Here is a 22,908-nt window from a genome sequence, read left to right as displayed (position 1 = left end):
CGCGCTATTGATGTGCATCCTCCCACTAGCGTCACCTACCGAACTTCATCCTCCACCAACGCCCGACGGTGTCAGCCTCGTACGGATGGATCAATGGCATCTCCGGCACCTGAGAGTTCGGGAGGCTCACAGAGAAACCCAAGGAGAAGGCGTCACAGTAGCAGTAGTTGACACAGGGGTTGAGCCCCACCCGGACCTTCGCGGGAATCTGCTTCCCGGAATCGACCTTACTAAAGGTGGCGGCAGGGACGGGCGTCGGGATAGCACTGGACACGGCACTGGAATGGCGGGTCTAATTGCCGCTCACGGCCGCAGTGCCGACACCGGCGCCTTAGGCATAGCACCGAAGGCAAAAATTCTGCCCGTCCGGTGTTTGGATGCCGCACCTAATGGCAATGTTGATTGCTTAGCCGATGCAATCGAATATTCGATTCACGCAGGAGTCGATGTAATCAGCATTTCCGCTGGAGGCGGGGCAAGTGCGCACCTCCTCCGCGCCCTTGGCACAGCACGTTCGTCCGACGTAGTCGTCGTGGCAGCAGCGGGCAACCGACCCATAAATTCTGACGTACCATATCCAGCGGCTTCGCATGATGTCATTGCAGTAGGCGGAATTGACCACAGAGGAAGCATTGCCGAGATTTCCACCAGTGGATCTAGTATAGACATCGTCGCACCGGCAGTAGACATTTATAGTACAAGCATCCGCAGCCGATATCGAAGAGGTACGGGGACTTCTGGGGCGGCGGCGATTGTGGCGGGGGCGGCTGCTTTGGTCCGGGCCAAGTATCCGTATCTGCCGGCTGATGAGGTGGCGCATCGGCTGACTGCGACTGCGATCGACAAGGGGCCGCCGGGAAGGGACGACCAGTACGGCTACGGAGTCATCGATCTGGTGGCGGCGCTGACGGCAGACGTACCGCCGAGGGGTTTCGGGTCGGTGCCGGCGGACGCGCCGGACACGGCCGGTCCTACCACGGCGGCGGCTGATGGGCCGCCGGCTGACGAGGGGCGGGCGGCGACTGTCCGCGGTCTGGTCACGCTGGGGGTGCTGGTGGCGGCGGGCGGCGCTTGGGCGCTGGTGGCCCGGCACCGACGCCGCTCCGATGATCCGCCACCTCGGATCACTCGCTGACGCATCGGAATCGCGTTTCCCCGGGCCGTGGGCGCGCGGGGAAGGGCCCAGGCCTGCGGCCGGCGGTGCGCGGTGAGGCGTACGCGGGCAGGCGGTAACGTCGGCGGGGTGTCTGATGCCCTGCCGCTTCGCCTTGTGCTCGCGTCGGCGAGCCCAGCCCGTCGCAAGTCCCTCCAGGCTGCCGGCATCGAGCCGGACGTGCTGGTCAGTGGAGTCGACGAATCGCTCGTGGTGACCGAACGGGCGGAGGATCTCTGCCTCGAGTTGGCCCGGCTCAAGGCGCAGGCCGTGCTGGGTCGGCTGCGTCCCACCGACGACGAGCGAACCCTTGTGCTCGGCTGTGACTCGGTGCTCGCCTTCGACGGGGAGATCTTCGGCAAGCCCGACAACGAGGCCGACGCGACCCGGCGGTGGGAGCGGATGCGTGGGCGTAGCGGGGTGCTGCACAGCGGGCACTGTCTCGTCGACATCGCGGCCGGGCGACGCGCGGAGGCGGTGGCCTCCACCGTGGTGCATTTCGCCGACATCAGCGACCACGAGATCGCCACGTACGTCGCGACCGGCGAGCCGCTGGCGGTGGCCGGTGCGTTCACGATCGACGGATTGGGCGGGCCGTTCGTGGAGCGGATCGAGGGGGACCCGGGGACGGTCGTCGGGCTGTCCTTGCCGTTGCTGCGGAGGCTGCTCGCCGAGTTGGATCTGCGGATCACCGATCTGTGGACGAAGGTCGCGCCTGGTAACCAGATCGTCGAACCGCTCGGTTAGGTTCCGAGCATGACGCTGAAGTCGATTCCACTCACCGACGACCTGCACCGGTACCTCGTGGCGCACGGTGCCCCGCCGGACGAGGTCATCAGCGACCTGGCTCGGGAAACGCTGGCGCTGCTTCCCGAGCACGCGTCGATGCAGGTGGCGCCGGAACAGGCCGCCTTCCTGACGTTCCTGACCCGGCTGATCGGTGCCCGGCAGGCGGTGGAGGTGGGCACCTTCACCGGGCTGTCGTCGCTGGCGATCGCCCGTGGGCTGGCCGAGGGTGGGCGGTTGACCTGCTTCGACATCTCGGAGGAGTACACGAGCGTGGCCCGCCGGTACTGGGCGCGGGCCGGTGTCGACGACCGGATCGACCTGCGGATCGGACCGGCCGGTGACACGCTGCGCGAACTGCCGCACGAGCGGTACCTGGATTTCGCCTTCATCGACGCCGACAAGACCGGCTACCCGGTCTACTGGGCCGAGTTGGTGCCTCGGATGCGGCCGGGCGGGGTGATCGCCGTGGACAACGTGTTGCGTAACGGTCGGGTGGTGGCACCGCAGAGCGCCGACGACCGGGCGATCGCTGCCTTCAACGAGGACGTGCTGGCCGACGTTCGGGTGGATGCGGTGATGCTGCCTATCGCCGACGGCCTGACCCTCGCCCACGTGCACTGACACCCCGCGCGCAGGCGTCGATCCACTCCGGTTGCGGCATGTCGCGGTATCCAGCCGACGGGAAACCGCGACATGCCGCAACTCGGGCCGCCGCCCTCCAGCCCGGGCCGGGCGCCCCTCCAGCCCGGGCCGGGCTGGAGGGCGGGGCTCGTCAGCGGACGCTGCGGGCGAACTGGCGGGCGGCCCAGTAGACACCGGCTGCGGCGAGCACCGCGATGATGCTCAACCCCTGCCAGACCCGGTCGTCGCCGATGTCGCCGTTGAACAGGGCGCGGGTGCCGTCGACCGCCCAGGAGAACGGGTTCCACTTGGCGACGCCCTGCAGCCAGCCCGGGGCGAAGGCGAGCGGCAGCAGGATGCCGGAGAGCAGCAGCACCGGCTGGGCCACGGTGTTCATCAGCGGCGCCAGGGCGTCCTCGCTCTTCACCTTCAGCGCGACGCCGTAGGAGACCGCCGAGGTCATCAGCGCGATCAGGGCGAGCATCAGGTACGCCAGCAGCAGGTCACCGATGAACACCCGCAGGTCGAACAGGAGCGCGAGCAGCGTGATGATGACGGCCTGGGTCATCAGCGACACCACGTCGCGCAGCGACCGGCCGAGCAGCAGGGCGAGCCGGCTGACCGGGGTGACCCGGGAACGTTCGATGACCCCGGCCCGTAGTTCGGCGATGAGGCCGAAGCCCTGGAAGAGGCCACCGAAGATGGCCAGCAGGACCAGCAGACCAGGCACGAAGATCTTGTACGCCTCGGCCTGGGTCGGCGCGCCCAGCGCCGGCTTGAGCAGCGGGGCGAACAGCAGCAGGTACATCACCGGTTGGAAGACGCCGACGAAGACCCACACGGGGTTGCGCAGCAGCAGGTGCAGTTGCCGTTGAAAGATCAGCCAGGTGTCGCGAGCGAGCTTCATGAGATCTCCGGGTCGGGTCAGGACTCGCGCAGCGAGCGGCCGGTCTTGGTGAGGAAGACGTCGTCGAGGCTCGGGCGGTGCAGCTCGATCGATCTGAGGTCGAGCCCGGCCGCGTCGATCCGGCGCAGGATCCGCGGGATGGCGGTGGCGCCCTCGTCGACGAAGAGCCGCAACCCGCCCTCGTCGAGCCGTTCCAGCCGGTTCACGTACTCCTCGCCGTCGAGCAGTTTCTCGGCCTCGCCGGTGGCGGTGACGTCCAGGCCGACCTGGACCACGTCGCCGGAGATCTCCCGCTTGAGGTCGGCCGGCGTGCCCTCGGCGACCACCTCGCCGTGATCCATGATCGCGATGCGGTCGCAGAGCGCGTCGGCCTCGTCGAGGTAGTGGGTGGTGATGAAGACCGTCATGCCGTCGGCGCGCAACCGGCGGATCTCGTCCCACATGTGCGCGCGGCTCTGCGGATCGAGCCCGGTGGTCGGCTCGTCCAGGAAGACGATCTTCGGCTCGTGGATGATGCCGAGCGCGATCTCGACGCGGCGTCGCTGGCCACCGGAGTACGTCTTGCACTTCCGGTCGGCGAACTCGACGAGTTGGAACGCCTCCAGCGCCCGGGCCGCCCGCCGTTGCGCCTCGGTCTTGCGGATGCCGTACATCCGGGCCTGGAGCACCAGTTCCTCGCGGCCGGTGGATTCGTCCCAGGTGCTGCCGCCCTGGGCCACGTAGCCGATCCGGCGACGCACCTCACCCGGGTCCTTGAGCAGGTCGGCACCGGCGATGGTGGCCTGACCCCCGTCCGGCTCGATCAGGGTCGCCAGCATCCGCAGCGTGGTGGTCTTGCCGGCACCGTTCGGGCCCAGGAACCCGAAGATCTCACCGGCCGGGACGTCGAGGTCGACGCCGCGTACCGCCTCGACGGTTTTCGTCTCCCGACCGGCCCGGCTGCGGAACGACTTCCGCAGCCCTCTGGTCTCGATCATGTCCTGCTCCCCGCTCGTGGCCGCTGTCGGCCATCATCGTCACCGGCACTCGACCACATCGGTACGACACCACGCCGCTCAATTACCTCGCCCGGACAGTGCGCCATCCCACACTGAGCGATCGTTAGGGCCATCGGGGTGCCCGATAAACTCCCGGTCAGTAACCCGCCGGGAGGAGCCACCAGGTGCGCAAGGTACTCATCGCCAACCGAGGCGAGATCGCCGTCCGGGTCATCCGCGCCTGCCGGGACGCGGGCCTGGGCAGCGTCGCGGTGTACGCCGACTCGGACCGGGACGCCCTGCACGCCACGCTCGCCGACGAAGCGTACGCCCTGGGTGGCGACACCGCCGCGGACTCCTACCTGCGCATCGACAAGCTGGTCGACGTTGCCCGACGTTCCGGCGCGGACGCGGTGCATCCCGGGTACGGCTTCCTCTCCGAGAACGCCGATTTCGCCCAGGCGGTCATCGACGCCGGCCTGACCTGGATCGGTCCGACCCCGCAGGCGATCCGCGACCTGGGCGACAAGGTGACCGCCCGGCACATCGCCCAGCGGGCCGGCGCCCCACTGGTCCCCGGCACCGCGGACCCGGTCGGCGGCCCCGACGAGGTGCTGGCCTTCGCCGTCGACCACGGCCTGCCGGTGGCGATCAAGGCGGCCTTCGGCGGCGGTGGGCGCGGGCTGAAGGTGGCCCGCACGATGGAGGAGATCCCGCAGCTGTTCGAGTCGGCCACCCGGGAGGCGGTCGCCGCGTTCGGGCGGGGCGAGTGCTTCGTCGAGCGGTACCTCGACCAGCCCCGCCACGTGGAGGCGCAGGTCCTCGCCGACCAGCACGGCAACGTGATCGTGGTGGGCACCCGGGACTGCTCGTTGCAGCGCCGCCACCAGAAGCTGGTCGAGGAGGCGCCGGCGCCGTTCCTCACCGCCGCGCAGCGGGCCCAGATCCACGACAGTGCCAGGGCGATCTGCCGGGAGGCCGGCTACCACGGTGCCGGCACAGTCGAGTACCTGGTCGGCAACGACGGCACCATCTCCTTCCTCGAGGTCAACACCCGACTCCAGGTGGAACACCCGGTCACCGAGGAGACCGCGGGCATCGACCTGGTCCGCGAGCAGTTCCGCATCGCCGACGGCGAGAAGCTGCGGTTCACCGAGGACCCGACCCCGCGCGGGCACTCCATCGAGTTCCGGATCAACGGCGAGGACCCGGGCCGCAACTTCCTGCCCGCCCCCGGCACGGTCACCGCGCTGCGGCTGCCCACCGGCCCCGGGGTACGGGTGGACGCCGGCATCTCGGCCGGCGACGTGATCGGCGGCAACTTCGACTCGCTGCTCGCCAAGGTCATCATCACCGGTGAGACCCGGACCGAGGCGTTGGAGCGGGCCCGCCGTGCGCTGGACGAGATGGTGGTCGACGGGATGGCCACGGCGCTGCCGTTCCACCGTCTGGTGGTGCGCGACCCGGCGTTCACCGCCGAGCCGTTCACCGTGCACACCCGGTGGATCGAGACGGAGTTCGACAACACCGTGCCGCCGTTCACCGCCGCCGCCGGAGCCGTCGCCGGCCCGGCGGAGCGCGAGACCGTCGTGGTCGAGGTGGGCGGCAAGCGGTTGGAGGTGAGCCTTCCCGCCGGTCTCGGCGCCGGTACGGCCGGTGCCGCCGCGCCGGCCGCGCGGAAGCCCACCCGCCGGGGTGGCGGAACCACGGCGGGCGCGGCGGCGAGCGGTGACTCGCTCACCTCGCCCATGCAGGGCACCATCGTCAAGATCGCGGTCGCCGACGGCGACACGGTTGCCGAGGGTGACCTCATCGTGGTGCTGGAGGCGATGAAGATGGAGCAGCCGCTGCACGCCCACAAGGCCGGTACGGTCAGTGCCCTGTCGGCCGAGGTCGGCGCGGTGATCACCGCGGGCGCGGCGATCTGCACCATCGCCTGAGGTGTGACGGGACGTCAGCGGAGGGTTTCGGCGGCTACGGCGCAGACGGCGGCGGTCAGCGCGGTCAGCACCTGCGAGTCGAGTCGCCAGTGCTGCCAGTACAGCGGCACGTCCAGCACGCGGCCGGGTGCGATGTCCACGCAGCGCCCGGCGGCCAGGTCGGCGTCGGCGAGCTGCTCGGCCATCAGCCCCCAGCCGAGCCCTAGTCGGATCGATTCGTTGAAGGCGGGCACCGACGGCACGTAGTGCACGGGCGGATCGAGGGCGACCCCGGTCACCGTACGCAGGAAGCGGTGTTGGATGCGGTCCTTGCGGTCGAAGACCACCACCGGCGCGACGGCGGCCGACGTCCGGGTCAGCCCGTCGGCGAACCAGCGGTCCGCCAGTTCGGGTGCGGCCAGGGCCCGGTAGCGCATCGAGCCGAGCCGGCGTACCCGGCAGCCCTGCACGGCTTCGCGCTGGGCGGTGACCGCGGCGGTGACCGTGCCGGCGCGCAGCAGCTCGGCGGTGTGGTCCTGGTCGTCCTGCCGGATGTCGAAGGACAACTCCGGCTGCTCGGGCAGCCGGGCGAGCGCGGCCGGGAACCAGGTGGCGAGCGAGTCGGCGTTGACCACGATGGCGACCCGGGTACGCCCCCGGTCGCCGCCGAGCGGGCCCCGGGCGTCGGCCAGTGCCTCCCGTTCCAGCAGCGCGAGCTGGCCGGCCAGGCGCAGCAGTGGGCGGCCGGCCTCGGTGGCGTCGCAGGGCCGGTGGCGGCGGACGAGCACCTGCCCGACGGTCTCCTCCAGCGCCTTGATCCGTTGGCTGACCGCCGACGGTGTCACGTGCAGCAGGCGGGCCGCCGCCTCGAAGCTGCCCTCGGCGACGATGGCCGCGAGGGTACGGAGCTGGGTGGAGTCGACGCCACTCATGTAGCTGAGCTTAACTAGCTGAAGAATCTTTAGCTGGACTCAGGAAAGGAGACACCTCTAGCGTCGGCCGCATGCTCACCTCCGTCGTCGCCGGCTTCTCCCTCTCCATCGCCCTCATCGTCGCCATCGGCGCGCAGAACGCGTTCGTGCTGCGTCAGGGCCTGCGCCGGGAGCACGTGGTGCCGGTGGTGCTGACCTGCGCGCTCTCCGACGCGTTGCTGATCGGGGTGGGCATCGCCGGGGTGGGCTCGATCGTGGCCGGCCGCCCGGTCCTGCTCACCGCGATCCGTTGGGGTGGGGCGGCCTTCCTCCTCGGGTACGCGGCACTCGCCGCCCGCCGGGCGTTGCGGCCCGCCGCGCTCACGCCGGCCGACCGGCCCCCGGCCCGGCTCGGCCCGACGCTGCTGGCCTGCCTCGCCTTCACCTACCTCAACCCACACGTCTACCTCGACACGGTGCTGCTCCTCGGCGGCATCGCCCAGCAGCACCCGCACCGGTGGCTGTTCGGGGTGGGCGCGGCGGGCGCCAGCGTGCTCTGGTTCGCCGCCCTCGGAGCCGGCGCGTACCGGCTCGCCCCGCTGCTCGCGCGCCGGCGGGTCTGGCAGGTGCTCGACGGCGTGATCGCCGTGGTGATGGTCGCAGTGGCGCTGGCCCTGGTGCTGGGCTGAGTCATGATGGCCGGGTGCGGTTCCTCAACGGCGTGAATCCCGGGTACGACCTGACCTACAACGACGTCTTCATGGCACCGGCCCGCTCGGAGGTGGGTTCGCGGCTCGACGTGGACCTGGCCACCGGCGACGGCACCGGTACCACCATCCCGCTGGTCGTCTCGAACATGACGGCGGTCGCCGGCCGTCGGATGGCCGAGACGGTGGCCCGACGTGGCGGCATCGCGGTGATCCCGCAGGACATCCCGATCGACGTGGTGGCGGAGGTGGTCGCCTGGATCAAACAGCGGCACCTGGTGCACGACACCGCGATCGCGCTGGGCCCGAACGACACCGTCGGTGACGCCATCCACCTGCTGCCCAAGCGGGCGTACGGTGCGGTCATCGTGGTGGACGAGGACGGCCGCCCGATGGGGGTGGTGACCGAGGCCGACACGGTCAGCGTGGACCGTTTCACGCAACTGCGGCACGTGATGTCGACCGAGTTGCACACGGTGCCCGTCGACGCGGATCCGCGTACCGGCTTCGACCGGCTCTCGGCGGGCCGGCGGCGACTGGCGCCCGTGGTGGACGACGCGGGCCGGCTGGTCGGTGTGCTCACCCGTCCCGGTGCGCTGCGGGCGACGCTCTACAAGCCGGCGGTGGACGCCCACGGTCGACTGCGGATCGCGGCGGCGGTGGGCATCAACGGCGACGTGGCGGGCAAGGCGAAGGCGCTGCTGGAGGCCGGGGTGGACACCCTGGTGGTGGACACCGCGCACGGCCACCAGGAGCGGATGATCTCCGCCCTGCGGACGGTACGCGGCCTCGACCCGGCCGTGCCGGTGGCGGCCGGCAACGTGGTCACCGCCGACGGGGTACGCGATCTGGTCGACGCGGGTGCCGACATCGTCAAGGTGGGTGTCGGTCCGGGCGCGATGTGCACCACCCGGATGATGACCGGAGTCGGTCGGCCGCAGTTCTCGGCGGTACTGGACTGCGCGGCGGCGGCCCGGGCCCTGGGTCGCCACGTCTGGGCCGACGGTGGGGTGCGGCACCCTCGGGACGTGGCGCTGGCGCTGGCCGCCGGGGCGTCCAACGTGATGATCGGCTCCTGGTTCGCCGGCACCTACGAGTCCCCCGGTGACCTGTTCACCGACGAGGAGGGCCGGCGCTACAAGGAGAGTTTCGGCATGGCCTCGGCGCGGGCGGTGAGCGCGCGTACCGGCGACGACAGCCCCTACGACCGGGCCCGAAAGGCGATCTTCGAGGAGGGCATCTCGTCGGCCCGGATGTACCTGGATCCGACCCGTCCCGGGGTGGAGGACCTGATCGACGAGATCATCTCGGGGGTGCGCAGCGCCTTCACCTACGCCGGTGCGCGCACCCTCGACGAGTTCCACGAGCGGGTGCTGATCGGTGTGCAGAGCACCGCCGGCTACACCGAGGGCATGCCCCTGCCGACCAGTTGGTGAGGGCCGAGGCAGCGTGCCTACGAAGGGAGCAGGTCTCCGGAGCGAGCGGCGACCACCGCGCCGATCAGCCCGATCGCCTCGGCCGCCGGCTGCGGCTCCAGCGAGCGGCCGTCGCGCAACCGCAACGCCACCCGGCCGTCGGTCGCCTCCCGGGCGCCCACCACGGCGGCGTACGGGACCCGGCGGCGTACCGCGTCGCGGACCCGGGCACCGAGCGAGCCGGCGTGGTCGACCTCGACCCGCAGTCCCGCTTCGGTGGCCCGCCGGGCCAGGTCGGCCGCGGCCCGGGCCTGGTCGTCACCGACCGGCAGGACGACCAGCTGCACGGGGGCGTACCAGGGCGGGAAGGCACCTCCGTGCACCTCGATCAGGTACGCGAACAGCCGCTCCATGCTGCCGGCCAGGCTGCGGTGCACCATCACCGGACGCCGGCGGGCACCATCGCCGTCGACGTAGGCCAGGTCGAACCGCTCCGGCTTGTCGAAGTCGAGCTGGACGGTGGAGAGGGTGTACTCGCGGTCGGCCGCGTCCCGCACCTGGATGTCGATCTTCGGACCGTAGAAGGCGGCCTCGCCGGGCACCTCGGTGTACGGCTCCCCGTCGAGCGCGGCGCGGAGCAGGTCCTCGGCCCGCGCCCACTGCGCGTCGGCGCCGACGTACTTCTCCCCCGGCCCGCGCAGCGACAGCCGTACCCCCGCCGGCCGCACGCCCAGCGCCGCGTGCGCGGTCCGGATCAGCCGCAGGATCTCCGACACCTCCTGGCCGACCTGCTCCAGGGCGCAGAAGTTGTGCGCGTCGTTGAGGGTGATGGCGCGCACCCGGGACAGCCCGCCGAGCACTCCCGAACGTTCCGCGCGGTACATGCCCCCGATCTCCGAGACCCGCAGCGGCAACTCCCGGTAGGAACGCCCACGGGACCGGTACACCAGGGCATGGTGCGGGCAGAGCGCCGGCCGGAGCAGCAACTCGTCGTCGCCCTCCCCCGGCCGCATCGCGGGAAACATCTCGGCGGCGAAGTAGCCGAGATGCCCGGAGACCTCGAACAGCTCCCGTCGGCCCAGCGGCGGGGTGTACACCTGCTGGTAGCCGGCCCGGCGTTCCAGGTCACGCAGGTACTCCTCGACGGCGTGCCGGGCGGCGGCACCGGCCGGCAGCCAGATCGGCAGGCCGGCACCGCAGAGCGGATCGGTGGCGAACAGGTCCAGGTCCCGGCCCAGCCGGCGGTGGTCGATCATGACAGGCTCCTTGGCGGTACGCCCCGGCACGACCCCTGGCCCACGACGCACGAGTGCCCCGGGCGGATCGCCCGGGGCACTCGTTAGACGAAGACGTCAGTGCGGCGCGCCAGGCTTCCCCGGCGTCGTCGTCAGCACCGCACTGCACATGCGCGGAAGCGTACGCCGGTGCCGCGCACCGCCGCACCTCTTTTGACCGGGCCGCTGGCACGGGACCTGCCAGCGGCCCGGCGGCGGCCCGGGCGTCAGGAACGGGGGACCCGACGCTCACCGGGCCGCGCGCCGACAACGGTACGCCGCCGAGAGAGATTTCGGCGACCGTGCCTCGCCGTCAACCGTCATCGATATGCTTCGGGTACGCCGCGTATCCGGTCAGGCGTCCCGCCGGCCGGGTGCCCGACCACCCGGAGCAGCCGGTCACCCGGGGAAATCCGGATGACCCGTCGGGGTGGTCCCGGGGTCGGATTTCGGTGCTCGTCCCGGATCCGCCCGAGGTGCCCACGACGACAGGCTGAGACATGCCTGGAATCCGGAACCACGGGGCACTGGCCCTCGGTGGGATCGTCGTCGCGGCGGTGCTGACCGTCATCGGTCACGCCGGGGTCACCGACCTGGATCCGGTCAGTCTGACCGTCAGCGACTACGCCGTCTCCGACTCCGGCGGGATCATCCACGTGGCCATGCTGCTGCTCGCCGCCGCCTCCGCCGTACTCATCCCGACACTGGGCCGGCTCGGTCCACCGCGCGGTCGACGATCCGCCGCCGCCGAGTGGCTGTTGGCGGCCTGGGCGGGCGGGCTGCTGGTGTCGGGTCTGGTGCCGACCAACCCGCCCGGCACCGAGATGGGTACGGCCGCCTACGTGCACCGGTACGCCTCGGTGATCGCCTTCCTGGCGCTGCCGGTCGCCGGCTGGCTGCTCGCCGCCCGGCTGCCCGCCGGTGCCCGGGCCGGGCGCTGGCTGCGGGTGCTGACCGTGACCAGCCTGCTGCTGGCCACGATCATGGCCTGGTCCGCCTACCCCGGCGACCGCGCCTACTACGGCCTCATCGAGCGCTTCCTCATCCTCGCCGAGGTGGCCCTGCTCACCGTCATCGCCTACTCCAGCTCGTGGAGCATCAGTTGGCGGCCGGCTTCGGTGACCGAGCCGGAGAGGCTGGGGTAGATGGTGATGGTCTGCGCCAGTTCGTTGACCGTGAGGTTGTTCTCCACGGCCAGCGTGATCGGCATGATCAGTTCGCTCGCCTTCGGTGCCACCACCACTCCGCCGATCACCTGACCGCTGGCCGGGCGGCAGAACAGCTTGACGAAGCCGTCCGGGATCTCGTCCATCTTCGCCCGGGCGTTGCCACCCAGCGGCAGCATCACCTGGCGCGCCGGCACCTTGCCGGCGTCCACCTCGTCCTGCGAGACCCCGACCGTGGCCAGCTCCGGGTCGGTGAAGACGTTCGCCGAGACGGTACGCAGCCGCAGCGGCCGGACCGCCTCACCGAGCGCGTGCCACATCGCGATCCGGCCCTGCATCGCGGCGACGCTGGCCAACGGCAGCACGCCGGTGCAGTCGCCGGCCGCGTAGATGCCGGGCACGTTGGTCCGGGACACCCGGTCCACCGTCACATAGCCGCCCCGGGCCAGCTCGACGCCGTACTCGGCCAGGCCCAGCTCGGCGGTGTTCGGGATCGAACCGACCGCGATCAGGGCGTGCGACCCGGTGACCGTACGACCGTCGGAGAGCTCGACCTCGACGCCGTCGGCGGTGCGTCGGACGCCCTCGGCGCGGGAGTTGTTCAGGATGCTCATGCCCCGGGTCCGGAAGACCCGCTCGATCGCCTGGGCGGCGTCGGCGTCCTCGTGCGGCATCACCCGGTCGCGGCTGGAGACCAGGGTCACCTCGACGCCCATCGCGAGGTACGCGCTGGCGAACTCGGCACCGGTGACGCCAGAACCGACCACGATCAGGTGCTCGGGCAACTCGGGCAGGTCGTACACCTGCCGCCAGGTCAGGATGCGCTCCCCGTCGGGCAGCGCGGTGGGCAGTTGGCGGGGCGTGGCACCGGTGGCGATCAGCACGGTCGAGGCGTCGATGGCGTACGCGGCCTCCTCGCCGTCCGGCGTGACGATCACCCGGTGGGTGTGACCGAGCGTGTCCTCGCCGAGTCGGGCGCGCCCGGACACGAAGGTGACCCCGGCCTTCACCAGCTTCGCGTGGATGTCGGCGGACTGTGCCAGGGCGAGCCGCTTGACCCGGTCGTTGACCGCCTGGGCGTCGACGGTGACCGCCTCCAGCCCGTCGGAGTGCACCCCGAACACCTCGGTGTCGCGGTAGCCGGTCACCACCTCCGAACTGGCGATGAACGTCTTCGACGGTACGCAGTCCGACAGCACGCAGGCGCCACCGGCGCCCTCGGCCTCCACGACTGTGACGTCGGCGTCCAACTGGGCCGCCACCAGTGCCGCCTCGTAGCCCGCCGGCCCCCCGCCGATGATCACGATCCGGCTCACCACGACCGTCCTTCCTCCATGCTCACAGTGACTTTCTTCTCCCCGGCGCGTCCGACACGCACCGTCGTATTCTCCCCCACGCTCCGGCCGGGCTATCGTCATCGCCGTGCGTCACTACGCCGCCTACGGCTCGAACCTGGACCCCGCGCGAATGCGCGCCTACTGTCCGCATTCCCCGATGGTGGGCATCGGCTGGCTGGAAGGCTGGCGGCTCACCTTCGCCGGTGAGGACGTCATCGGCTGGGAGGGCGCGGTCAGCACCGTGGTCGAGTCGCCCGGCGACCGGGTGTTCGTGGCCCTCTACGACATCCACCCGTACGACGCCGCCCAGTTGGACGAGATCGAGGGGGTCACCTCCGGCACGTACCGGAAGCTGACCGTCCGCGTCTCGACCCTGGACGGCGACGTCACCGCCTGGGTCTACGTCTTCGACGGTTACGAGGGTGGCCTGCCCACGTCCTGGTACCTCTCCGAGATCGCGAACGCCGCCGAGAAGGCGGGCGCGCCGGACGACTACGTCACCGACCTGCGGTCCCGGCCCACCGGCACCGCGTCGGCGTAGCTCGTCTCCCACCACTCCAGTCTGCTACCGGTGGTGGTGGCGCCGGGCGCCGACCCCGGGTCTCGGGAAGATCGTCCCGGGATGGCCCGGTTCTCACCGCTGTGCGTGCGTCCGTGCCAGGGTCAGCAGCTCGACCAGTTCCGCGCCGTCGGCGGGACCGAGCGCCGTGAACGCCGGGGCGACGAGCCGGTCGGTCATCGCCTCGGCCCACAGCCGCCGCCGCACCAGCGGTCCGACCGGCGGATACGGTGGCGGCCAGCCACAGGCCATCGCGCCGCTGGCCCCCTCGGGACCGGACAGCACCGCCTCCAGCGGCGTCATCCCGCTGGCGCGTACGGCCACCAGGTGCGCCCCGGTGAAGTGTTCGCGCAGCAGGCGTAGGCCGGCGGCGACCCGGGCACCGGCCGTCACCGCGTCCGACGGCATGGCCCGCCACGCCGCGAACAGTGGCATCGCACTCGCGTCGGCCGCCGCGACGGCTCGTTCCACGAGCACCGCGAGGCGGTCGACGCGGGGCAGGTCACCCAGCACCTCCTCACCCCACCGGCAGCACTCGGCAAGGCTGGCGGCGGCCACCTCGGCGGGCCGGACCGTGCGGGCGGCGGCGTCCCAGCCGTCGGCCACGGCGTCGGGGGCGATGAAGCCGAGCGCCGCCGCCACTGTCTCGGCCCGCACGTCACCGAGCGCGCCGGCCCGACCGGTGACGTAGAAGGCCCACCCGGAGATGCCGAGCAGCCGAGCCCGACGCAGCGTGGTCGGGCACCTGGTGTACGCCTCCCCGAGGATGAGCACCGCCGGCTTGCTGGCCGCCGCGACCTGCTCCGGCGTCATCCCGCCCCGCCCGCGCGCGGTCCGCCCGACGCTGTGTACGTGAAGGATCCACCCGAAGGTCCGTCCATGGGGGACCAGTCTGCCGGTCAATCGTCAGCGTCGGCATCCCCCTCCTCGGCGTCCAGTGCCTCCATCGCGGCCTCGACCTCGCCGGCCCGTCGCCGAGCGGTGGTGAGCGCCCGTTCGGCGGCCCGACGGGCCAGCCGGGAGCGGCTGAGTTCCTGCTCGGCGACGGCCCGGCGGCGTTCCAGTTCGGCCAGTTCCGCCTCGACGGCGTCCAGCGCGGCTGTCCCCTCGCGTTCGGCCTCGACCGCGCCGGCCAGGTCCGTCTCGGCCCGGTCCTGGTCGGTACGCGCCCGGTCCAGCTCCTTCTGCAACGCCTTGCGGCGACGGGACCGTTCGGCGCGGGCGGCCCGCTGCGCCTGTTCGGCACGCAGCGCACCCCGGTCCGGTGGGCGCTGCCGGACCGGGGCGGCGGGCGGCGGTTCCTCGTCGCCGGTGACCAGGCGCAGCTGCGGACGGGGTACCTCGCCGAACCCCGCGTAGTGGGCCGGGCGCAGCAGCCGCCCGGAGCGCACCTGCTCGGCCACCTCGACGTCGGAGAGCGCGGCGTTGAGGGTCGCCTCCACCTCGGCCAGTGGCAGCTTTCCGCCCGCCGGGGCGCCCTCGACGCCGGCGGCGAGCCGGCGCACCTCGGCGACCAGCGCGCCGACCACGGCCCGCCGCTGCGCGGACAGCTCCCGCAGCCGCGGGCCGCGCAGCTCCCGCTGCGCCTCCCGCAACGCCTCGGCCAGCTGCGCCAGCTCGGCCACCAGCTCCGGTCGCTCCAGCGCGAGCAGGTTGACCAGCCAGGCGGCCACGGTGGGTCGGCGCAGCCGGGCGATCTCCCGGGCGGTGCCCGGGTCACCGGCGCGGCGGGCCTGTGCCACGGCGTCGTCCCGGACGGCGACGAACCGGTCCGGCGGCGTGCGGTACAGCCGCTCGACGAGGTCGGGTGGCGGGCCGGGCATCGCTCAGCCGTCGATCCGGCTGCCCGGCTCCAGCCGCTGGTACTCGCTGCCGGACAGCGCCGTGTACTGCCGGTCGAGCACGGCGTAGCCGTTGTCGTTGAGCAGGGCGTCGTGCAGCGCGAAGACCCGACGCGGCGCCACCGCCCGGATGAAGTCGACCACCTCGGAGAACTTCGACCAGGGGGCGTGGATCGGGGCGAAGAGGGTGTCGACCTGAACCTCGTCCGGGACGTACAGGGCGTCGCCCGGGTGGTAGACGACGTCGTTGAGCAGGTAGCCGAGGTTGTCGATCACGGGGATGTCGGGGTGGATCACCGCGTGCCGGCCGCCGTGGGCGCGTATCGGGATCCCGGCGGCGGTGAACGCCTCGCCGGGAGACACCGGACGCAGCACGTCGGCCGCGTCGCCGAGGGCACCGGCCAGCGACGCCGGGCCGTGGATGACGAAGGGGCGCCGCGCCAACTGCCGGTGCACCGCCGCCGCGTCGAGGTGGTCCGGGTGCTCGTGGGTGATCAGTACGGCGTCGGCCCCGTCCAACGCCACCGCCGGCTCACTGAACATCCCCGGGTCGATGACCAGCACTCCCCCGTCGTGCTCGACCCGTAGGCACGAGTGGGCGTACTTGGTGAGCCGCATCGTGATGCCTCCCATATCGATTCGTGACGTCCTCAGCGCAGTCTGCCGGAACCCGCGCGGTGGTGTGTGGCGTCCGAGCCATTGCCCGCTCGGGCAGCAGAGAGGGGACGGGGATGAAGATGCGAAGAGCCCGCCGGCACGGGACCGCGGCGGTGGCGACTCTGGCCGCGCTGCTGATGCTCGCCGGCTGCGGCAGCGGCAGCGACTCGGGGACCACCGACAGCGCCGCCGCGCCGGCCCAGGAAGGCGGGCGTGCCCCGGCGGAGGCCGGCGGTGACGCGCAGGGCGGGGCCGGGGCGGCGGCGGACACCCGGGTCGACCAACGGTCCATCATCTACACCGGATCGATCCGGGTCCAGGTGGACGATGTGGACCTCGCCGCCCGGGACGCCGCCGCGGCGGCCACCCGGGCCGGCGGCTTCGTCGGCGGCGACCAACGCCGCAGTACCGACGCGGACGCGGTGGCCGACCTCGAACTACGGGTGCCGGCGGAGCGGTTCTACGCGGTCGTGGAGGAACTGGCGGGTCTCGGCACCCAGGAGCGCCGGGAGATCGGCACGCAGGACGTCACCGAGGAGACCATCGACCTCGACGCCCGGATCGCCAGCCAGCGGGCCCGGGTGGAGAGTGCGCGACGGCTGCTCGCCCAGGCCGACTCGATAAGCGACCTGGTGAGCATCGAGAACGAACTGGCCCGCCGGGAGGCCGACCTCGCGTCGCTGGAGGCGAAGAAGCGGCGGCTGAGCGACCTCACCGCGCTGTCCACCATCACGGTCACCCTGGTGGGTCCGGGCGTCACCAGCGCCGAGGATGAGGACCAGATCGGCTTCCTGGTCGGGCTCAAGGGTGGTTGGCAGGTCTTCCTGTCCTCGATGACCATCCTGCTCACCGTGCTGGGGGCGATCCTGCCGTGGCTGCTGGCGTTCGGCGTACCGCTGGGGGCGCTGTGGTGGCTGGCCCGTCGTCGGCGCCGGAACCGACCGGCGGTGCCGGCACTGGTCGCGCCGGTCGGCGCGCCACCACCGCCGGGTGTCAGCGTGCCGCCGCCAGTGCCTGGAGCGCGGTCTGCACCATGAGGCGTACGCCCACCGGGATGGCCCGTTCGTCCACGTCGAACGACGCCCGGTGCAGATCCACGTTCGGCCCGGAGCGGCCGACTCCGAGGCGGGCCAGGGCACCGGGGACGTACTCCAGATACCAGGAGAAGTCCTCGCCGCCCATGCTCTGCGGGGTCTCCGCGATGCCCTCCGGGCCGAGCGCGGCGGCGGTGGCCGCGTTCAGCACCCCGATGGCCCGCGCATCGTTGCAGACCGGTGGGCGACCGCGCAGGTACTCCAGGTCGACGGTGGCCCCGGTGGGCGCGATGACGTCCCGGACCACCTGCGAAACGATCTTCGGGGCCAGTTCCCAGGTGTCGCGGTCCATCACCCGCAGCGTGCCGGAGGCGGACGCCTCGGACGGGATGACGTTGTAGCGGGTGCCCGCGGAGGCGTGTCCGAAGACCAGCAGCAGTCCACTGTTCGCCGGCACCCGGCGGCTGACCAGGGCCGGCACCTCGGTGATCAGTCGGCCCAGCGCGTCCACCAGGTCCACGGTCAGGTGCGGGCGGGCGGTGTGTCCGCCCGGTCCGGTGAGCCGGACGGTGACGTTGTCGGCGGCGGCGGTGATCGGACCGACCCGCAGGCCCACCTGACCGACGGGCAGGTTCGGGTCGCAGTGCAGCGCGAAGATCTGCACCACGTCGTCGAGACCACCGGCCTCGATCACCTCGAGTGAGCCGCAGGGCAGGATCTCCTCGGCGGGCTGGAAGATCAGCCGGACCCGGCCCGGCAGCTCGCCCAGGTCGGCCAGCTGCGCGAGCAGCATGCCGACGCCCAACATGATCGTGGTGTGCACGTCGTGACCGCAGGCGTGGCAGACCCCGTCGACCGTGGAGCGGTACGGCACGTCCTTGACGTCGGCCAGCGGCAGCGCGTCGATGTCGGCGCGCAGCGCGATCACCGGGCCGTCCGGGCGGCCGTTGATGTCGCAGATCACCCCGTTGCCCTTGGGCAGCAGGCGCGGCTGCAATCCGGCCAGGGAGAGTTCCCGGGCGACCAGGGCCGCGGTCTCGAACTCCGCGCCGGACAGCTCCGGGTGCGAGTGGATGTGACGGCGCGTGGCGATCAGGCCCGGTACCCGGAGGGCGAGCAGGTGGTCCAACTCGAAGGGCAGGGGCTGGGAACCGGTCGGCCCGTCCGGCCAGGACGGCGCCAGTTGGTGACCGGTAGGCATCGTCAACGCACTCGTCACGTCGAATTCTCTTCGATCACTAGAAATGGATGGATCATCGGGAACAGCAGACAGCGTAGACCCCCGACGGTGACTCTGCGCAACCTCGTTCCAGTGATGATCGGACCGCGCAGCGTCACGTATGCCCTGCTGAGAGCGTCCGTAGGCGGGCGGCGCAGCAGGTAGATCGCGGTCATACGCCGTCATCCACCCCTCACCTCCTACAACGCGTAATCGTGCCGAGAGCGCCGAGAATCTTCTCGGAACCCGCGTCGCCGTTCCGAATTGTCGCATTAGTCGTGCCAATGAACTGACGGTACGACAATTTCCCGACCACGCACTGCAACGATCACCCGAGGACGTTCACACGCACCGCACCCCGACGACCGCACACCGTGTGCGTCTGGGTGATCACCGACAGCGGAGTACCCGGGTGCGGCCCGTTCGACACGCTCGGCGACGGACAGGGCTCGGCACGAGCCGCGGTCAGAACCGGTCGGTGGGCTGGTAACGACCCCAGACCTCGCGGAGCGCCCCGCACACCTCACCGACGGTGGCGCGCTCGCGCAGCGCCGCCTTCATCGGGTACAGCACGTTCGCGGTGCCGGCGGCGGCCTCCCGCAGCTCGACCAGGGCCCGCTCCACGGCGGCCGAGTCCCGCTGGGCCCGCAGCTTCGCCAGCCGCTCGGCCTGCGCCGCCTCGATCGCCGGATCGACCCGCAGCGGCTCGTACGGCTCCTCGGCGTCGATCGTGAACCGGTTGAGCCCGACCACCACCCGCTCACCCGAGTCGATCTCCTGCGCGATCCGGTACGCGGACTGCTCGATCTCCCGCTTCTGGAAGCCGACCTCGATCGCGTCCACCGCCGACCCGTGCTCGAAGACCCGGGCCATCAGCGCGTCCGCCGCCGTCTCGATCTCGGCGGTCATCGCCTCCACCACGTACGAGCCGGCGAACGGGTCGACCGTGGCGGTCAGATCGGTCTCGTACGCCAACACCTGCTGGGTACGCAGCGCCAGCCTGGCCGCCTTCTCGGTGGGCAGCGCGATGGCCTCGTCGAAGCTGTTGGTGTGCAGCGACTGGGTGCCACCGAGCACCGCGCCGAGCCCCTGCACCGCCACCCGGACCAGGTTCACCTCGGGTTGCTGGGCGGTCAACTGCACGCCCGCGGTCTGGGTGTGGAAGCGCAGCATCATCGACTTCGGGTTCTTCGCGCCGAACTCGTCACGCATCACCCGGGCCCAGATCCGCCGGGCCGCCCGGAACTTCGCCACCTCCTCCAGCAGGGTGGTGCGGGCGACGAAGAAGAACGACAGTCGGGGGGCGAAGTCGTCCACGGCCAGCCCGGCGGCGATCGCCGCCCGGACGTACTCCACCCCGTTGGCGAGCGTGAACGCGATCTCCTGCACGGGCGAGGCGCCGGCCTCGGCCATGTGGTAGCCGGAGATGGAGATGGTGTTCCACTTCGGCACCTCGCTGCGGCAGTAGCCGAAGGTGTCGGCGACCAGCCGCAGCGAGGGCTTCGGCGGGAAGATGTACGTCCCCCGGGCGATGTACTCCTTGAGGATGTCGTTCTGGATGGTGCCGTTGAGCGCCGAACCCGGCACCCCGTTCTCCTCGGCCACGAGTTGGTAGAGCAGCAGCAGCACCGAGCCGGGCGCGTTGATCGTCATCGAGGTGGAGACCTTGTCCAGCGGGATGCCGTCGAACAGCAGCCGCATGTCCTCGATGGAGTCGATGGCCACGCCGACCTTGCCCACCTCGCCGTGCGCGATCGGGTCGTCGGAGTCGTACCCCATCTGGGTGGGCAGGTCGAAGGCGACCGACAGGCCCATGGTGCCGGCCCGCAACAACTGGTGGTAACGCGCGTTGGACTCGGTGGCGGTACCGAAGCCCGCGTACTGGCGCATCGTCCACGGACGGGAGGTGTACATGGTCGGGTAGACCCCACGGGTGTACGGGAACTCACCCGGTGCGCCGAGCCGGGAGTCCAGGTCGCCGGGAAGATCGTCGGGCGTGTAGACGCCCTTGATCGGGAAACCGGACTCGCTTGACCGCGGTTCGCTCATCAACGGATGGTAGGACGCGCGGCGGGCCGCCGACGGGATAGGGGTACCCCACATCACGCCCGCGCTGCCGCGACAAGAGGTGAGTGGCCGCACACGTACCGTCGAGTAGTGGAAACGTCCGCCGCGCCGGCTTTCGCATCGGGCGCCTGAACCAGCAAGATAGGGGGGTTGTGTCCCAGCCCTCTCGACTTCCCCCGGTGGCTTTTCTGTGACTCAGATCCCGACGTGGAGCGGCGGACCAGTCAGCACTCCCACCAACGGACGCGCGACACCCGGCACCGTCATCGGCGACCGGTACTCGCTGCGCTCGGCGGTGGGCAACGGTGGCATGGGTACGGTCTGGCGGGCCACAGACACGCTGCTGCGCCGTGACGTGGCGGTCAAGGAGGTCGTCCTCCCACCCGGCCTGGCGCCGAGCGACCGCGACGCGATGTACGAACGCACCCTGCGCGAGGCCCGTGCCGCAGCCGCCATCGCGCACCCGGCGGTGGTGCAGGTGTACGACGTGGTCACCGAGGCCGGCCGGCCGTGGATCGTGATGGAGCTGCTGGACGCCCGCAGCCTCGCCGACATGGTGATCGAGGACGGGCCGATCGCCCAGCGGGTCGTCGCCAAGATCGGGATCGCCCTGCTCGGCGCGCTCGAGGTGGCCCACGCGATCGGCGTGCTGCACCGCGACGTCAAGCCCGCCAACGTGCTGATCTGCTCGGACGGCCGTTGCGTGCTCACCGACTTCGGCGTCGCCCGGATGCCCACCGACGTGCAGCTCACCACCCCGGGCATGGTGCTGGGCTCACCGCACTTCATCTCGCCCGAGCGGGCCATGGGGCAGGAGTTCGGCCCACCCAGCGACCTGTTCTCCCTCGGCGTGACGCTCTACACCGCCGTGGAGGGCCGGCCGCCCTTCGACCGGGGCGACCCGATCGAGACCATGCACGCCGTGGTCGAGGACCCGCCCGCGCCGCCCCAGCGCAGCGGCCCGTTGACCAGGGTGCTGATGGGTCTGCTGGAGAAGGACCCGGCCCGCCGACTCGACGTGCACACCGCCCGCGCCATGCTGCGCGAGCTGCTGGCCGGTCCGCTGAGCAGCAGCGCCGCCGGGGTCAACTCGATGACCGACCAGTACTCCGTGATGCCGGTGCCGCAGCCCGCGCCGATCAGCGCGCCGGCCGCCCCGGCCAAGCCGACCCCGTCCGGGCAGATCGGCGGCCGGGCGATGCTGGGGCCCGGCGAGTCGCTCACCGACCGGCTGGCCGCGCTGCGTCGGGGCGAGCGCCCCGGCCAGGCCGCCGCGGCCGGCGCCGCGGCGATGGAGGAGACCAGCGCCGACGCCCTGGCCCGTCCCGCGCAACGGGGTACGGCCATGTCCCCGCCCGCCGGCCGCACCTACGGCGGTGCCGACGCGACCCAGCGGATCGGCTCGGACAGCACCCAGCGGGTCGGGCCGGAGGTCTTCGGCTACGGCGGCCAGCCCGACGCGACCCAGCGGATCGGCGGCTACGGCGCCGCGCCCGACGCCACCCAGCAGCTCGGTGGCTACGGCGCGCAGCCCGAGGCGACCCAGCGGGTCGGTGGCTACGGCCCGCAGCCCGACGCGACGCAGCAGGTCGGCGCCTACGGTGCCGCGCAGTGGCCGGCCGCGCCCCACCAGCCGTACGGCGCGCCGGCTGCCGCCGGCGGCGGCAGCAGCCCGGTCGACCGGGCGAAGGCCGCCGGCACCCGGGTGGTCGACACCGTGCAGGGCTGGCCCCGCAAGGTGCAGCTGGCCGCGGCCGGTGGCCTCGCGGTACTGCTGCTGATCGGCATCGTGGCCTTCGCCAGCGGCGGCGACGAGACACCCACCACGCCGGTCGCCGAGCCGTCCACCTCGGCGGACGAGGGCCCCGGCATCGAGATGCAGGAGCACTCGGCACGCGGGGTGCAGATGCTGGTGCCCAAGGGCTGGAAACGGGCCGCGCCCGCCGGTGGGGTCTACATCGACTACACCGACCCCGAGGACAGCGGCCGTCGGGTACGCATCCTCAACGAGAAGTGGAGCGGCACCTCGGTCCGCTGGGCACAGGTCGCCGAGAACGGCCTGAAGACCCGGTCGGCCTCGTGCGCCAAGCCGTACACCCAGGTGGCCATGGCGGAGAAGGAACTGGCCGGCAAGCCCTCGGCCGAGTTCGAGTACACCTGCGGCGAGGGTGCCGAGATGCGGCACGGCATCTGGCACGGGGTGGCCCACGACGGCCGGCTCTACTCGTTCTACCTCACCTCGACCGACGCGCGCTTCGAGGAGAGCAAGCCGATCTACGCGGCGATGCTCAAGTCGTTCCAGCTCACGGCGGCCGGCTGAGTCAGGGCAGCCGCCCGGGGAGATCCGCCGCCGTG

The 22,908-nt window shown here is 71.6% G+C and carries 20 protein-coding genes; 10 read left to right on the top strand and 10 right to left on the bottom strand.

All coding sequences use genetic code 11. The features are described 5' to 3' along the window. Positions 1-85 precede the first annotated feature (85 nt). From O7597_RS16365 to O7597_RS16355, 3 genes are all read left to right on the top strand, one after another. Positions 86-1,135: a S8 family serine peptidase gene (locus tag O7597_RS16365; RefSeq protein ID WP_281580062.1), complete on the top strand. Its 1,050-nt coding sequence runs from the start codon at positions 86-88 to the stop codon at positions 1,133-1,135. 108 nt (positions 1,136-1,243) lie between these two features. Continuing rightward, entirely contained in the window at positions 1,244-1,900 is a 657-nt protein-coding gene (locus O7597_RS16360) for a nucleoside triphosphate pyrophosphatase (RefSeq protein WP_281580061.1), read from the top strand. Between the two features lie 9 nt (positions 1,901-1,909). After that, a complete protein-coding gene (locus O7597_RS16355; RefSeq protein WP_269739845.1) occupies positions 1,910-2,563 on the top strand; it encodes an O-methyltransferase in 654 nt (217 codons plus the stop codon). 151 nt (positions 2,564-2,714) lie between these two features. On the opposite strand, the gene O7597_RS16350 is transcribed toward O7597_RS16355, so the two are convergent. Together O7597_RS16350 and O7597_RS16345 are read right to left on the bottom strand one after the other, a co-directional pair. After that, positions 2,715-3,470 carry an ABC transporter permease gene (locus tag O7597_RS16350; RefSeq protein WP_269739846.1) on the bottom strand — a complete coding sequence of 252 codons (756 nt, stop codon included), beginning with the start codon at positions 3,468-3,470 and terminating at the stop codon, positions 2,715-2,717. Positions 3,471-3,487: 17 nt separating this feature from the next. Then, positions 3,488-4,447, bottom strand: a complete 960-nt coding sequence (locus tag O7597_RS16345) for an ATP-binding cassette domain-containing protein (protein ID WP_269739847.1) — start codon at positions 4,445-4,447, stop codon at positions 3,488-3,490. A gap of 185 nt (positions 4,448-4,632) precedes the next feature. Here O7597_RS16345 and O7597_RS16340 point away from each other — a divergent pair, with 185 nt between their 5' ends. Further along, the gene (locus O7597_RS16340; RefSeq protein ID WP_281580060.1) at positions 4,633-6,387 is read left to right on the top strand and encodes a biotin carboxylase N-terminal domain-containing protein; all 1,755 of its coding nucleotides are present in this window, start codon (positions 4,633-4,635) and stop codon (positions 6,385-6,387) included. Positions 6,388-6,401: 14 nt separating this feature from the next. Here the strand turns inward: O7597_RS16340 and O7597_RS16335 are convergent, their stop codons facing one another. Further along, positions 6,402-7,298: a LysR family transcriptional regulator ArgP gene (locus O7597_RS16335; protein WP_281580059.1), complete on the bottom strand. Its 897-nt coding sequence runs from the start codon at positions 7,296-7,298 to the stop codon at positions 6,402-6,404. A gap of 71 nt (positions 7,299-7,369) precedes the next feature. Between O7597_RS16335 and O7597_RS16330 the strand changes: the two genes are divergently transcribed. Both O7597_RS16330 and O7597_RS16325 read left to right on the top strand, forming a co-directional pair. Further along, positions 7,370-7,966: a LysE/ArgO family amino acid transporter gene (locus tag O7597_RS16330; protein ID WP_281580058.1), complete on the top strand. Its 597-nt coding sequence runs from the start codon at positions 7,370-7,372 to the stop codon at positions 7,964-7,966. A 14-nt stretch (positions 7,967-7,980) separates the two neighbouring features. Then, positions 7,981-9,420, top strand: a complete 1,440-nt coding sequence (locus O7597_RS16325) for a GuaB1 family IMP dehydrogenase-related protein (RefSeq protein WP_269739851.1) — start codon at positions 7,981-7,983, stop codon at positions 9,418-9,420. Positions 9,421-9,437: 17 nt separating this feature from the next. Here O7597_RS16325 and thrS read toward each other — a convergent pair whose 3' ends face one another. Next, the gene (thrS, locus tag O7597_RS16320; RefSeq protein WP_281580057.1) at positions 9,438-10,655 is read right to left on the bottom strand and encodes a threonine--tRNA ligase; all 1,218 of its coding nucleotides are present in this window, start codon (positions 10,653-10,655) and stop codon (positions 9,438-9,440) included. Positions 10,656-11,173: 518 nt separating this feature from the next. Here thrS and O7597_RS16315 point away from each other — a divergent pair. Further along, positions 11,174-11,818 (top strand): DUF998 domain-containing protein, encoded by a 645-nt coding sequence (locus O7597_RS16315; RefSeq protein ID WP_281580056.1) that lies wholly within the window; start codon positions 11,174-11,176, stop codon positions 11,816-11,818. On the opposite strand, the gene O7597_RS16310 is transcribed toward O7597_RS16315, so the two are convergent. Then, entirely contained in the window at positions 11,752-13,155 is a 1,404-nt protein-coding gene (locus tag O7597_RS16310; RefSeq protein WP_164446144.1) for an NAD(P)H-quinone dehydrogenase, read from the bottom strand. The genes O7597_RS16315 and O7597_RS16310 overlap by 67 nt on opposite strands. A 106-nt stretch (positions 13,156-13,261) precedes the next feature. On the opposite strand from O7597_RS16310, the gene O7597_RS16305 reads away from it, so the two are divergent. Next, a complete protein-coding gene (locus O7597_RS16305; protein ID WP_269739856.1) occupies positions 13,262-13,717 on the top strand; it encodes a gamma-glutamylcyclotransferase in 456 nt (151 codons plus the stop codon). A gap of 93 nt (positions 13,718-13,810) precedes the next feature. On the opposite strand, the gene O7597_RS16300 is transcribed toward O7597_RS16305, so the two are convergent. From O7597_RS16300 to O7597_RS16290, 3 genes are all read right to left on the bottom strand, one after another. Continuing rightward, positions 13,811-14,548, bottom strand: coding sequence for a hypothetical protein (locus O7597_RS16300; RefSeq protein WP_269739857.1), 738 nt, complete (start codon positions 14,546-14,548; stop codon positions 13,811-13,813). An 86-nt stretch (positions 14,549-14,634) separates the two neighbouring features. Then, the gene (locus O7597_RS16295; protein WP_281580055.1) at positions 14,635-15,558 is read right to left on the bottom strand and encodes a hypothetical protein; all 924 of its coding nucleotides are present in this window, start codon (positions 15,556-15,558) and stop codon (positions 14,635-14,637) included. A 3-nt stretch (positions 15,559-15,561) separates the two neighbouring features. Further along, a complete protein-coding gene (locus O7597_RS16290; protein WP_281580054.1) occupies positions 15,562-16,194 on the bottom strand; it encodes an MBL fold metallo-hydrolase in 633 nt (210 codons plus the stop codon). Positions 16,195-16,307: 113 nt separating this feature from the next. Between O7597_RS16290 and O7597_RS16285 the strand changes: the two genes are divergently transcribed. Further along, positions 16,308-17,270 (top strand): DUF4349 domain-containing protein, encoded by a 963-nt coding sequence (locus tag O7597_RS16285; protein ID WP_269739860.1) that lies wholly within the window; start codon positions 16,308-16,310, stop codon positions 17,268-17,270. Here the strand turns inward: O7597_RS16285 and O7597_RS16280 are convergent. Together O7597_RS16280 and O7597_RS16275 are read right to left on the bottom strand one after the other, a co-directional pair. Beyond that, on the bottom strand, positions 17,227-18,486 hold the full coding sequence (locus O7597_RS16280) for an amidohydrolase (RefSeq protein WP_269739861.1): 1,260 nt from the start codon (positions 18,484-18,486) through the stop codon (positions 17,227-17,229). The genes O7597_RS16285 and O7597_RS16280 overlap by 44 nt on opposite strands. Positions 18,487-18,951: 465 nt before the next feature. Continuing rightward, positions 18,952-20,535 carry a methylmalonyl-CoA mutase family protein gene (locus tag O7597_RS16275; RefSeq protein WP_269739862.1) on the bottom strand — a complete coding sequence of 528 codons (1,584 nt, stop codon included), beginning with the start codon at positions 20,533-20,535 and terminating at the stop codon, positions 18,952-18,954. 208 nt (positions 20,536-20,743) lie between these two features. Between O7597_RS16275 and O7597_RS16270 the strand changes: the two genes are divergently transcribed. Further along, positions 20,744-22,873 carry a serine/threonine-protein kinase gene (locus tag O7597_RS16270; protein ID WP_281580053.1) on the top strand — a complete coding sequence of 710 codons (2,130 nt, stop codon included), beginning with the start codon at positions 20,744-20,746 and terminating at the stop codon, positions 22,871-22,873. Positions 22,874-22,908: the final 35 nt, after the last annotated feature.

This window comes from Verrucosispora sp. WMMC514 (assembly GCF_027497295.1).
GTDB lineage: Bacteria > Actinomycetota > Actinomycetes > Mycobacteriales > Micromonosporaceae > Micromonospora > Micromonospora palythoicola.
Note: the sequence above shows the minus strand (reverse complement) of the source record. Positions and strands in the feature narration are given on the sequence as shown.

What these genes read in the sequence shown, in the direction of transcription:
- O7597_RS16275 (WP_269739862.1), bottom strand. Translation starts at nt 20,535, where the DNA reads ATGAGCGAACCGCGGTCAAGCGAGTCCGGTTTCCCGATCAAGGGCGTC.
- O7597_RS16350 (WP_269739846.1), bottom strand. Translation starts at nt 3,470, where the DNA reads ATGAAGCTCGCTCGCGACACCTGGCTGATCTTTCAACGGCAACTGCAC.
- O7597_RS16365 (WP_281580062.1), top strand. Translation starts at nt 86, where the DNA reads ATGGATCAATGGCATCTCCGGCACCTGAGAGTTCGGGAGGCTCACAGA.
- O7597_RS16295 (WP_281580055.1), bottom strand. Translation starts at nt 15,558, where the DNA reads ATGCCCGGCCCGCCACCCGACCTCGTCGAGCGGCTGTACCGCACGCCG.
- O7597_RS16335 (WP_281580059.1), bottom strand. Translation starts at nt 7,298, where the DNA reads ATGAGTGGCGTCGACTCCACCCAGCTCCGTACCCTCGCGGCCATCGTC.
- O7597_RS16290 (WP_281580054.1), bottom strand. Translation starts at nt 16,194, where the DNA reads ATGCGGCTCACCAAGTACGCCCACTCGTGCCTACGGGTCGAGCACGAC.
- O7597_RS16315 (WP_281580056.1), top strand. Translation starts at nt 11,174, where the DNA reads ATGCCTGGAATCCGGAACCACGGGGCACTGGCCCTCGGTGGGATCGTC.
- O7597_RS16330 (WP_281580058.1), top strand. Translation starts at nt 7,370, where the DNA reads ATGCTCACCTCCGTCGTCGCCGGCTTCTCCCTCTCCATCGCCCTCATC.
- thrS (WP_281580057.1), bottom strand. Translation starts at nt 10,655, where the DNA reads ATGATCGACCACCGCCGGCTGGGCCGGGACCTGGACCTGTTCGCCACC.
- O7597_RS16300 (WP_269739857.1), bottom strand. Translation starts at nt 14,548, where the DNA reads ATGACGCCGGAGCAGGTCGCGGCGGCCAGCAAGCCGGCGGTGCTCATC.
- O7597_RS16285 (WP_269739860.1), top strand. Translation starts at nt 16,308, where the DNA reads ATGAAGATGCGAAGAGCCCGCCGGCACGGGACCGCGGCGGTGGCGACT.
- O7597_RS16355 (WP_269739845.1), top strand. Translation starts at nt 1,910, where the DNA reads ATGACGCTGAAGTCGATTCCACTCACCGACGACCTGCACCGGTACCTC.
- O7597_RS16345 (WP_269739847.1), bottom strand. Translation starts at nt 4,447, where the DNA reads ATGATCGAGACCAGAGGGCTGCGGAAGTCGTTCCGCAGCCGGGCCGGT.